Origin of the sequence: Haloferax profundi (assembly GCF_001469865.1) — an archaeon.
In the GTDB taxonomy this organism is placed as follows: domain Archaea; phylum Halobacteriota; class Halobacteria; order Halobacteriales; family Haloferacaceae; genus Haloferax; species Haloferax profundi.
This window is the reverse complement of record NZ_LOPV01000214.1, coordinates 1-10,865: the sequence shown is the minus strand read 5'-3', so window position 1 is coordinate 10,865 and position 10,865 is coordinate 1. Positions and strand designations below refer to the sequence as shown.

Annotated in this window: 8 protein-coding genes and 1 pseudogene; 1 reads left to right on the top strand and 8 read right to left on the bottom strand. The window is 58.1% G+C overall.

Going from position 1 to position 10,865, the window contains the following annotated elements; all coding sequences use genetic code 11:
• Nucleotides 1-328, bottom strand: a 328-nt coding sequence (locus AUR66_RS10890) for a glycosyltransferase (RefSeq protein WP_157533071.1), incomplete at its 3' end; no start/stop codon positions are given.
• Nucleotides 329-777: 449 nt separating this feature from the next.
• Nucleotides 778-2,025 carry a carboxylate--amine ligase gene (locus AUR66_RS10885; protein ID WP_231727837.1) on the bottom strand — a complete coding sequence of 416 codons (1,248 nt, stop codon included), beginning with the start codon at nt 2,023-2,025 and terminating at the stop codon, nt 778-780.
• A gap of 396 nt (nt 2,026-2,421) precedes the next feature.
• Between AUR66_RS10885 and AUR66_RS10880 the strand changes: the two genes are divergently transcribed.
• Complete coding sequence (locus AUR66_RS10880; RefSeq protein ID WP_058572444.1) at nt 2,422-3,816, top strand: twin-arginine translocation signal domain-containing protein; 1,395 nt, start codon at nt 2,422-2,424, stop codon at nt 3,814-3,816.
• Between the two features lie 79 nt (nt 3,817-3,895).
• Here AUR66_RS10880 and AUR66_RS10875 read toward each other — a convergent pair whose 3' ends face one another.
• From AUR66_RS10875 to AUR66_RS21945, 6 genes and pseudogenes are all read right to left on the bottom strand, one after another.
• On the bottom strand, nt 3,896-4,747 hold the full coding sequence (locus tag AUR66_RS10875; RefSeq protein ID WP_058572443.1) for a hypothetical protein: 852 nt from the start codon (nt 4,745-4,747) through the stop codon (nt 3,896-3,898).
• A gap of 206 nt (nt 4,748-4,953) precedes the next feature.
• Nucleotides 4,954-5,967, bottom strand: a complete 1,014-nt coding sequence (locus tag AUR66_RS10870) for a glycosyltransferase family 2 protein (RefSeq protein WP_058572442.1) — start codon at nt 5,965-5,967, stop codon at nt 4,954-4,956.
• Between the two features lie 30 nt (nt 5,968-5,997).
• A complete protein-coding gene (locus AUR66_RS10865) occupies nt 5,998-6,921 on the bottom strand; it encodes a DUF1616 domain-containing protein (protein WP_058572441.1) in 924 nt (307 codons plus the stop codon).
• Between the two features lie 315 nt (nt 6,922-7,236).
• Complete coding sequence (locus tag AUR66_RS10860) at nt 7,237-9,201, bottom strand: hypothetical protein (RefSeq protein ID WP_157533070.1); 1,965 nt, start codon at nt 9,199-9,201, stop codon at nt 7,237-7,239.
• Nucleotides 9,198-10,118, bottom strand: coding sequence for a glycosyltransferase family 4 protein (locus AUR66_RS10855; RefSeq protein WP_231727835.1), 921 nt, complete (start codon nt 10,116-10,118; stop codon nt 9,198-9,200). The genes AUR66_RS10860 and AUR66_RS10855 overlap by 4 nt, the downstream gene beginning before the upstream one ends.
• A gap of 256 nt (nt 10,119-10,374) precedes the next feature.
• Nucleotides 10,375-10,865 (bottom strand): annotated as a pseudogene (locus AUR66_RS21945) (DUF354 domain-containing protein); the annotation flags it as partial.

The following is a 10,865-nucleotide window of genomic DNA, read 5'->3' as shown; positions in this document are numbered from 1 at the left end:
CGTCGTCGAGCGCGTGGCGATACCCTGTTTTGACCGCAGCGCCACGACCACGGTTGGCCGGGTGACGAATCGGGACGACACGCTGTCCCGACGTCTCGCCACCATCTGGGGAGAGTAATTCGAAACTGTGCTCAGCGTCTGCGTTTGCTTCCCGGGCGTTCACTTGAGCTGCGTGAGCTTTGATTTCTGCCCACGTCCCGTCGCTCGAGTGGTCGTCAACGACGTACGTCCGGTCGACCAATGCTGGAATCGTGTCGATGACCGTTCCAACGAACCGTTCTTCGTTGTAGGCTGGGACGACGACTGCGACGGTCTTACCGTGGTACATCCTGGCCCTCCTGCAACCGTGGGTAGATACGTCGAAGGTCAGTCAGCGGGGTGTCCACGTCCGTGTGGAACCGAGGGGCTGACTCGAGGGGCTGTGTTCGTAGTGACATCGATACTTCCACCCCTCTCTTGGACTGTCGGATGCTTTGTTAATCACGACAAACAGCAAATGAATTTCTACTATCTGAGATATTTATAGATAAATGTCTGTATACCACGTTCATCGTTATGTGATTGTATAGCGAGCAAACCAGTTAATCGAGAATATACTATATTCTGATATATTTGGAATAGTATCTATCCCGATATCCTCTACACGTTTTCTGAGTGGTCAGACCTGACGAATATCTCAAAGAATCCAAAAACTAGAACGGAAACCTGACAGCTTCGAAATCGGATGGCGACACGTAACGTTGCGGAATGATACTCGTAACACGGTTGGCCAGTTGGTCAGTTGACCTTTCGGCTCCGAAGCATAGCCCCTTTGGCAGCACTCAGCAACCGTGGTGTAACCGGTTTCGAGAAGAAGACGTGGAAGACGAAGTGGACGAACGGTAACGGGTCGTCGAGGCGGACGATATCGAACCGTGGCTCGGAGATAATCGACGAGGCGACTTCTCTCACCGCCGAGGGGAGTGATGGGCGCGGAACGAACGGAGACTCGTCTTTGACGACACTCGCCAGGTACCCAAGCTCTCCCCAGAGAAAGTGACTTCCCACACCGAGTTCGTATCTCGGCTCGACGCGCTCTTTCTGCCCCGTCGCCTGTAACCAGTAGTAGTACGGGAAGTCAGCACCGGCACGAACCGTCGACGGCATCGACTGCCAGATTCGTGGATTGAGTTCGATCGGTTTGAACTCTCCCGTCTCTGCGTCCTTGACGTACTCGATGCACGCGAGGCCGTGCCAGTTCATGTGGTCGAGGAGTTTCCGGCCGACTGCTTCGAGTTCTGGGATGTAGACAGACGAACGGTAGACACCGCCGCCACCGGTGTACGAGTTCCCACGAATCTGTCGGTGTTGAAAGGTTGCGACCGGGACACCGTGGTCGTAGAGTGCGGCGAACATGTACTTCCCCGCGGACGGGACGTACTCTTGGACGATGGGGTCGTGTTTCATCTCGCGAACGATTTCGTCGCGGTCCGGGACATCTCCAGGTTGGACGTGGTGGATTCCCTTGATGATGTCGTACTCACTTGGGTCGTATCCGTCGACGTACTCGCCGACGAGTACGTTGAACCGTGCCTTGATGATTGCCGGTGTGTCGAACTCCTCTACGTCGCTGAGCAGTCGTGTGCGCGGCATCGGGACGCCTGCCGCCTGCGCGGCATCGAAGAGTCGGATTCTATCGTGCGCCTCGTGCAGCATCTCGAACGGTTGGACGACGACGTCCACGTGCTCGTCGAACTCGTCGTAGTACTTCGAAAGAACGTACCCATCTTCGACACGGGTTGGGACGATTGTCTTCACGTCTGGTCGGGCGGCAATCTCGACCAGTGCGTCTTTGTAGGCGACCAAGCCGTCTCTGGGCGCTGGGACTCGAACGACTTCGTCACAATACCGTGACGACCCGACGGGTGTATCGTCGTACTCTGATGCGAGTATCGTGTAGATTCCTTTCTCACCCAGCGACCGTGTCGTCGCGTAATTTCCCGTCGTAATGAGGACGGACCCGTCGCTTTTCCTTCGTGTCGCCATGAATGACACGACGACGTGAACGTGATTTAGTATAGGTCTGCTAACCTGTGTGTCGTCGATAAGTGAAGTTTATCGGCGTCTGTACGGCCCTCAGAACGGTGCTGATACCTGATTTCGACTTCTACCGTCACTGGAGGCGGACACTCTCCGAGGGTAACCTGTCCCACTGTACCGTCACGATATCGTTTATCGAAAAAATCGGTTCGAGCTCTTCAGAATGGGTTTCTGGGGTGTGTGATGCCTGGCGACCAAGAGTGTAAAAGACACACTGTTTAGACGGAGATTATCGGCGATATATCAATCATAACGAACCGCTCAGGGCCCTTATGTTGTGACGGTTGACGTCGTGGGACTAGGCTCGTGACCGAGCGTGTCTCACGTACGTTCTAGTGCAAGATGCAACGACGGGACTATCTCAAGTACGGTGGCGCGGTTGGCCTCGCTGCGGGGCTGGCTGGGTGTCTGAATCGGTTGCCCTTCTTCGAAGGGCCTCCCGAGGACGACGACAGGACGACTGACGAGTATACGCCGCCCGAATTGGAGTCGTCACCTCTCGACCGGTACGGGAACGTCGTCGATATCGTCGAGGCCGGTGGTGACCCATCCGGTGAAGAGGTGATAAACGACGTCCTCCAACGCGTCGTCGAAGACGACACTGCCGTCGTGTTCCCTGACGGGCGATACAAACTCGACCAGTACGAACTCGAATCGGTCTCGAACTTCGCGTTCGTGGCAGCAGACGGAGCGACACCGAAACTCGTCCCCAACCGCCCTGCACACGAGTTGGACGACAACCTGTTCATCCGACTCGAAGGTATCAGCGACTTCCTCCTCGAGGGAGTCGAGTTGGATTACACCGCCGATGGATTCGGTGGGTCGATTCACATCATCGCCGACGGGAACTTCACCCTTCGAGATGTCCGCCTCCGAGGGAAGATGCCCGACGAGGAGAGACCGAACAACCCCGCTGCGTTCAGATTGGAGGTACTCGACAGACAGTCGAGTGCACTCGTCGAGAGGCTCATCGCCCGCGATGGCGGTCACGAGGGTGGAAACGCCGTCGGTACGTACGTCGGAAGTGCCCACGCTGGGTCGATGACCTTCCGAGACTGTGTCATCGAGAACTTCCCGAACAACGGACTCTACGCGTCGTCGCCGGGGCGGCCCGAAGAGTCGATAAACGGTGCTGATGGCGTCGTCCACGTCGAAGGCGGTCTGTACAAGAACAACAACATCGCGAACGTCCGCATCGGGACGACCGGTTCGACTGTTCGAGGTGTGACTATCGTCGTCAACGAGGTTCCCCCGAGTCCACCGGGTGCACTCAACGCGAGAGGTCTCAGACTTCGCGGCAAGTCCGGCCAACTCGTCGAGGACTGCCTCATCTACATCGGGAAAGAAGCAGGCGAAGGATTCGGGGCGCTGGTGTTTCACTCAGACACTGGCCGTGCGACCATCCGAAACACGACTATCAGGGTCGACAGGGACGACACGTACGCGATTCACGCGCTCGACCCAGATTCTTCCGCTGGCCCGCTAGGTTCGACGTTCGAGAACGTCCGAATTGTCGGGACCGCCGGGTTCGGACACGCCGTCTCGATAAACGGCAGAGACGGGACGACGTTCAAAGGGTGTGAGGTGAACCAGACGGGACGCGACCGAAACGGGTTCAGATTTGCGAACTCGAACGGATGCAAACTCACCGACTCTGTCATCAAAGTCACTGGGGAAGCAGTCGAAACAGTCAATTCGTCGCTCTCGACGGTGAATCTCACGGTCGAGTTACCGTAGGGGCCGAAGGGTTCGTTCGGGAGGGCAGAGTGCTCGGCAGTCACTGAAACCGCCGACAGACGCTCTGGACGTGTTTCGCTCAGTACCGAGTCGGTGTGTCTCTCTCGGCCGATAGGTCGGGGTGAGACGCGAACGCGTCCGGGTCGCTGTTGATTTTTTCCATCCACTGTGCGTGACGCACGACGACCACCACTGGGATGGATTCGACTCCAAGTATCTTCGCGATAGACAATCGGTGGCGACCGTCGACCATCAAGAACTCGCCGTCGCGACCGATATCGACGAGAATCTCGCTTCGAAGGGTATCGAGGTAATCCTTCGGCGGTTCTTCACCACGCTGTTGCAGTTCTCGTTGTGAGAGGAACCCGTCCGTCTGGATACGTTCGTACAGTGAGTCGAGGTACGCACACCGCTCTCGGACGTCCTCACAGGTCATCGACCCGTGCCACGCACGCGTGTCAGACTCCTTGATGAGTTCGCACATGCGCTGAACGAATTGGGTGTCTTCCCACGCGACTCCGTTCGTGAAGTGTTCCTCCATCGAACGGTAGAGGACCGTCTCTTCGAGCGCGTTCGCGAACGTGATTTCGAGTTCCTTGTCTTCGAGTGGCCCTTGATACGGTTCGATGTCCCAGTCACCGTCTTGAACCGTACCGATTTCGTACATTGCGTTCTCCCAGAGGGCACTTCCTCGTCCACTGAACTGGTATATCTCCGCAGGGTCGACGTACCGAAGTGCGAACGGATTCTTCGGGTGTTCGTAGTGGCTTACGTCGGTGTCTAAGATTCGGTCGTGGAACGATTCCGTCCGCCGCCAGTACGACGGCGAGCGAGCATCAGCGAGGGTTCGGATGAGGAAGTGCTCTGTCCCTATCGCGATGAGGTATCTAAGCCCCCACTCACGATAGATGGTTCCCGCTGACCGAAGCATGGTACACAATATACCTCTATATATTGATTGTTATACTCCTACGAATCGGCGGCTCTCACCCTCATTGCCGAGATAGTGGTGGTTAATTGTAGACTTAGTTGATATCTGACGTGAAAAATCGCACCAGGCGCTCGGCGGGCGGTTCGGTAACAGGGGGACAGAAACGGGTTACGAGAGGGGCTCAGACTGCCAACGACTGGTCGAGTTCAGTCGTCACGTCGGTCGTCACGCTCGTTCCACCCACTGTCTTCGGTGACGCTTAGGTCACGGTTGAGGCGTGTCTCCCACAACATGGCGACGAGAAGTGACACACTCCCGAGGAGTACGCCGGTGAGGGCGTGGCTGGTGTCGTCCTCGTCGTCGCTCGAGACGAACAAATCTCGGACGAACTGTGAGATGCCGACGAGCACTCCTGCCGCACCGGTGAGATAGAAGAGTGGTACTGGGTTACCCCTGTCACGACGAGCCGTCGCGGAGAGTCGCCAGAGGAAGGTCCGAAGCAGCATCGCAGAGACGCGCGGGATATAGGTTCGATACCGAATGTGGCTCTCTTCGTCGCCGTAGACGCTTCGAACCGGAACGTCGGCGACACGAAGACGCTCGGTGTTGAGCTTCGCCAACAGGTCGTTACAGTACCCGTAGAATTCGTACATGTCTTCGATTGGTGCTCGTTCGAGTGCGTCGAGTGAGATTGCGGTGTACCCGTTTTGTGGGTCACTGACCCCCCAGTACCCACTCGCGATTTTCGTCAAGAACGTGAGGATGACGTTACCGACGTAGCGGAACCGTGGCATGGTGTGTCGGTTCTCGGGTCTGCTGAGACGATTGGCCTTCACGTAGTCTGCACGCCCCTCGACGATTGGGTCGAGGAGGTCGGGTAATCGGTCTGGGTCCATCTGGCCGTCCCCGCCCATCACCGCAGTGATGTCTATCTCGTCCTCACGCGCACGGAGGTACCCAGTCTTGATGGCACCGCCGACACCACGGTTCTCGACGTGACGGATGGGAACGATACGCTGGTCGAACTGGACGACGCTCCCGTCTGCTGACTCGGCGACTGTCGCGTGTGCCTGTATCTCTTCCCAGGTACTGTCTGTAGAACCATCGTCGACGACGTATACGCGGTCGACGTACGACGGGACGCTTTCTAAGACTTCACCGATGAAGCCTGCTTCGTTGTATGCCGGAATGACGACGCTGATTGTATTCCCTTTGTACATGGATTTTTTTGGATGTATAACGTGCGTATGTTACGACACTGATACGCGGAGTCGGAGGTCACGATACGCGTTCTCTCGAGTCGGTTCTGCCGGCGCTTCGTCGACGTACAGGAGGTAGACGAGTTCGAGGTTTTCTCCGGTTATCCCTTCTGGGGTAACCGTGTGTTCGACGACTTCTGTCTCACCTGCCGCGACGCTCGATTGGAACTGAGAGATCTGCTCACGTTCGATTAGGGTGCCGGACGCGTCCACTCGCTGGAGGAGGACGACGACTGTGTAGTCACGGGCACCGTCTTCGTGGTTCTCGATGCCGACAGCGAGTTCAGTTGGCTCTCCGGCGGTGAGTGCCTCGGGGTAGTCGTTGGCGACGAATCCACCAGTCTCGCTCTCGGTGAGGAGATAGAATTCGGTGAACTGTTCGCCTCCAGTTGGTTCAGATGCGGTCAGCGCGTACCCTGTCGCCGAGAGCGCGAAGACGAGTCCCACGACGATTGCGACGTTGAGGAGTGTCTGCCCCTGCGTCGCCCCACGGATGTGGAGAGACGGGAGGGTCACAGAAAATCGCTCTGTCGGAGTGACTGCACGCCGCCGCCAGAGCGCGACGATCGAGAGGACGATAGTCAGGGCACTCACGGTGACGAGCGTCGGGACTGGACTGATACCGAACGGCGTGAAGTTCAGAACGTACGCGACTATCGCCACGATTGCCACGCTCGATGCGACTGACAGTCCAAGTCGGGTGTACACGTCGATACTTCGACCTGCCCACCTGTTTGCCGACACCTGGGTTCCATCTGTCTCCGTGGGCGGGACGTCGGACTTCGTGTAGACGGCCGAAATCAACGCATAACCAGGGAGAAAGACGAGCAACGGAATCCCGAAGAGCAGGCGTGGAACCGTTCCGCTCGTCGTCGGAAGTAACAACACGACCACGGCTACGGCCGTCAGCAACATCACCCCTGCAAGGTCTCTAGGGATCCTCTCTTGGGACGCGGTGGGCGAATCTCCAATCACGGTCTTACTATCTGTACCCGTGGTGAGGACATTGTTATTCAGCGAGTATCCCGGTACGAGGTCACATAACTATCAGTATACACTACTTTCCACCGGCCAGTCCACGAGTAAACTGTCTTGCACGCACGAACCGTTCTCTCACCTCGCGCTCTGCCCCCGACGCTCGACGAGAATCTGTTCGGTCGTGACCGTTTGCTGGCCCCGTCTCTGATACAGAAGCGACATCTGTTCGGCCGATTACCCGAGAGTTCTCACTCAGCCGTCGGTCGTCTGCGTTCGACACATCTGTACGTCACCGTTGTCGTAGAACTTCTCGCCATCTTCTGGGCACAGCAGTGACTGCGGCACGTCGTACGTCCCCGAACTGTCGGGACCCGTCTCGAACAACGTCGCCCCGTCAGACTGCAACGGTCGATAGACGATGACGCCTGTCGTCGCGAGTGACCCATCTTCGGCGAACCGAATCGTCTCGGCCTCGTAACTCCCAGACCGCGGGAACACCGTCTTGTACGGGTGGTCGGTGTAGACGAGACCACCTGCCGCGGGGTCGATTTCGCCTGCGGTATAGACCGCAGCGAGTTCTGACTCGCTGTACGCGTAGCGGATGTTGTGGTCTGGGAAGACAGGGTTGTCTTCTGTCGCACTCTGAGACATCAGCATCGTCCCCGGGAAGACGAGGGCGAATATCACGAGTCCGACGACGATTTGCCGCCCGGTCACGCGGTGAGCGAGGTACGAGAGGCCCAACGTCCCGACGATGGCCATCGGCGCGTACATGAACGCGTACCAGCGACTCGGGATGAACGTTCGAACCCCGAACAGCGGGAAGAGGAACGTGAACACCATCATTATCGCCGTCGCGACGACGAGCACGAGTCCCGCTTCTCGACGACTCCGCAGGTGGAGGACTACGAGGGACCCCACGATGGTCAGGAAGAACAGGATGAAGTACCCCATTCCGTCGAAGTACGCGACGTACTGGGCCATCGGGCCGGCAGCACTGGGTGATGCTACGGGTGGGGGTGACGACGAGTCGATGAGGTTCAAGAATCCTGCCGACTGTGCGATAGTGAACTCGAGGAGTCGCGGCATGAACTCGATGAACGTCGAGTTGGCGTACGGTGTGACACTCCAGTTGACGGCGAGGATACCCGCGTAGAGGGACGTCACGACGGTGAGGCTCCACGAGTCGACTGCTTCCTCGCTGACTGGGCGGTTCTGCTCTCCGAAGATTGTCTGCCCGTGCCCGAATTTGAACAACAGTTGAACGGTCGTGGCGACGCCGAGGAGGACGAGTGCGATGAACGCCGACACCTGATGGGTGAAGATAATCGCGACGCTGAAAAAGAGCATCATCCCATAGTCTCGGAGGCGCGCCGGGACCGACAGCATCCGAACCGTGTAGTACACGAGGGCGACGAAGAACACGAGACCGAGACTCGTCGGGATGATGTTGATGCCCCACCGAACGACGTGGTCTGCGACGGCGTACAGGGCCACTGCGACGACGGCCCACCGTTCACCGACGAAGAATCGACTTGCGCCGAATATCGTGACCGTGAACAGCGTCGTGACGAGACCGACAGAGAGGAACAGGGCATCGCGGAGTGAGACACCAAGCCACTGTGCAGTCGTGGCCACGAGGATGTGATACAGCGGTGCAGCGTAGTACTTCACCTCTGCCAACGGGCCGAGCGACTGACTCTCGAAAATCGGCTGGGTGTACAGCGCGATATGGGTCCAGCTATCGACGCCGACGAACCCCGGTGTCGTGTAGAGCGACGCGAATCGGACGACCACCGAGAGGGCGAGTATCTGTGCGAGGACGAGACCCGGGCTGAACGCGTCGTCCGCGACGAAGAAGAGTTGGACGAGAATCACCGCGGCCAGTGCCGAAGCGAGGAGTAAGAATGGGACCGTCCGCGCGTGTGCTTGCTGGGCGATGAGCACGAGCGTCCCGAGACCGAAGACGAAGGCGACGGTCGAAGCCTTCGAGAGCGTCGTCGAGATAGTTGGCAGTTCCGTCGTGGAGTCGTACTGCCACCTGACCACGAGATACGAGAGGCAGGCTAATCCCAGTGAGACGGGAATTGCGGTGATGAACGGTTCTGACGAGAGCGTCCGAAGCGGCAGGAGGATAATCGCCAGTACGAGACCCACGATTGCCGCGTTGACGTCGACGCTGTTCTTCTTGAATACTGATGCGTTTAACACTCTCACGACGCTGTCACCTCTCTCTTCGGTTCGAGAACGCGCTCGTACACCGAGACGATATTTTCGGCCATCTGGTCGAGACCGAACTCGACCATCGTCTCTCGACTATTCGGCCGTCCGTCTCGTTCTAATACGTCACAGAGGGCTGTAACGAGTTCGTCGTCGGACCTGCCGACGTGTGACCCCGACCGCTCGGTGAGATACGACCGCACGTCGCCGACGTCGGTACTCACAACCGGGAGGTTGCAGGCTAACGCCTCTTTCACGGCATTGGGCGACCCCTCCCAGTGGGACGTGAGCAACATCGCGTCCGCCGCGCTCATGTACACCGGGATTCGTTCGTGCGGTTCTCCAGAAACCGTCTGGAGCGTCACTGGCTTCCCCAGACGTTCTTGAGCTTTCTCGACGACGCGAACCGCCCGCGGGTAATCTTTCACCTCTCGCGATGGCGAGTAGGGGAACAGCACGTGGTACTGCTGATCGTTCCACCCCAACTCTGCTCGCGCTTCGGTCTGGGGGTGTGGTTCGAACAGGTTCAGGTCGATGCCGTGCGGGATGACCACCGACTGGGTATCGAGTGTGTCGGCCATCTGTTCGGACATGACGATTACTGCATCGAACTCGCGACTACACCAGTCACTGACGTACCCATACTTTCCCCAGACGTCTGACCCCCACAGTGAGAGGACGATTGGCCGGGTCGGTTGGGCGATGGCCGCCGGGGCGGTGAGTCCGTAGTTCGCGTGCACGAGGTCGTACGGCCCGTCGAGGGATTCACGGAGAACACGTCCGTAGAACCGGACGTAATCACGCAGTGACCTCGCCCCGGACGGGGGCTTTGGGACAGTCACCACGTGACAATCGACGCCGTGCCGTTCGAGCGCAGCGACCTGCTGTTCGAAGAAGGGCCGTCGAGTGGTCACCAATTGTAGAGTTCGAATCATGATGTTGTGCCACATACGTGGCAGACGGGGTGCTCGCGACGACAGTCACGGACCACAGTGGCCACGCAATATCTGCCGGTGGCCCCCTGTAGTGAGTGAAACTTTCCACGTCTCGTGACTGTAGGGGAGCGTTGGTAGAGGGACGGTGCTCTGGGACTATTGTTAATCTCAGGCTATCTCGGAGAATGGGCGTCTAACGAGGCTCCACGGGCGTCCTCTCTGGTTGCCCTCCTCGTCAGAGTCTCGCGAGGATTTCGTCGTAGATTCGTGAGGCGAGGGGGCGTCGTTTCGACTGATGAATCGCGGCCTGCTCTTCGACCAGTTCGAGCATCGACGCCGTCACGTCACCCTGCTCGGACAGGAGGGTGTCTCGCTTCTCCTCCCAATCGCTCGCATCCGACTCGGTCAGAAGTTCTTCGACTTTCTCGAAGACTCTGTCTTCGTCGGCGAACGAGAACATGAGTCCGTAGTCTTCGAGCGTGAGGAAGTTGCTGATGTCGCCTTTTCCGACCATCGAGTTCACTCGTATCGCGGGTGTTCCGAGGAGGGCCGCCTCCGTAGGCATCGTCTCGGAGTCCCCGACGTAGAGGGTAGCGTAGTACAACAGGTCGTGAATCATGTATGGCGGAACCGTTAGCTTGTACTGCTCGAACTCCGGAGGAAGTGGGGCTTCACTGGTGATGTATACGTCGCCGTGCTCGGCGAGATACGAGACGAGTTCGCGTT

Bases quoted from the DNA above. Each gene is read 5' to 3' on its own strand.
- AUR66_RS10875 (WP_058572443.1), bottom strand. From the start codon at position 4,747: ATGCTTCGGTCAGCGGGAACCATCTATCGTGAGTGGGGGCTTAGATAC.
- AUR66_RS10870 (WP_058572442.1), bottom strand. From the start codon at position 5,967: ATGTACAAAGGGAATACAATCAGCGTCGTCATTCCGGCATACAACGAA.
- AUR66_RS10865 (WP_058572441.1), bottom strand. From the start codon at position 6,921: ATGTTGCTGACGGCCGTAGCCGTGGTCGTGTTGTTACTTCCGACGACG.
- AUR66_RS10880 (WP_058572444.1), top strand. From the start codon at position 2,422: ATGCAACGACGGGACTATCTCAAGTACGGTGGCGCGGTTGGCCTCGCT.
- AUR66_RS10885 (WP_231727837.1), bottom strand. From the start codon at position 2,025: ATGGCGACACGAAGGAAAAGCGACGGGTCCGTCCTCATTACGACGGGA.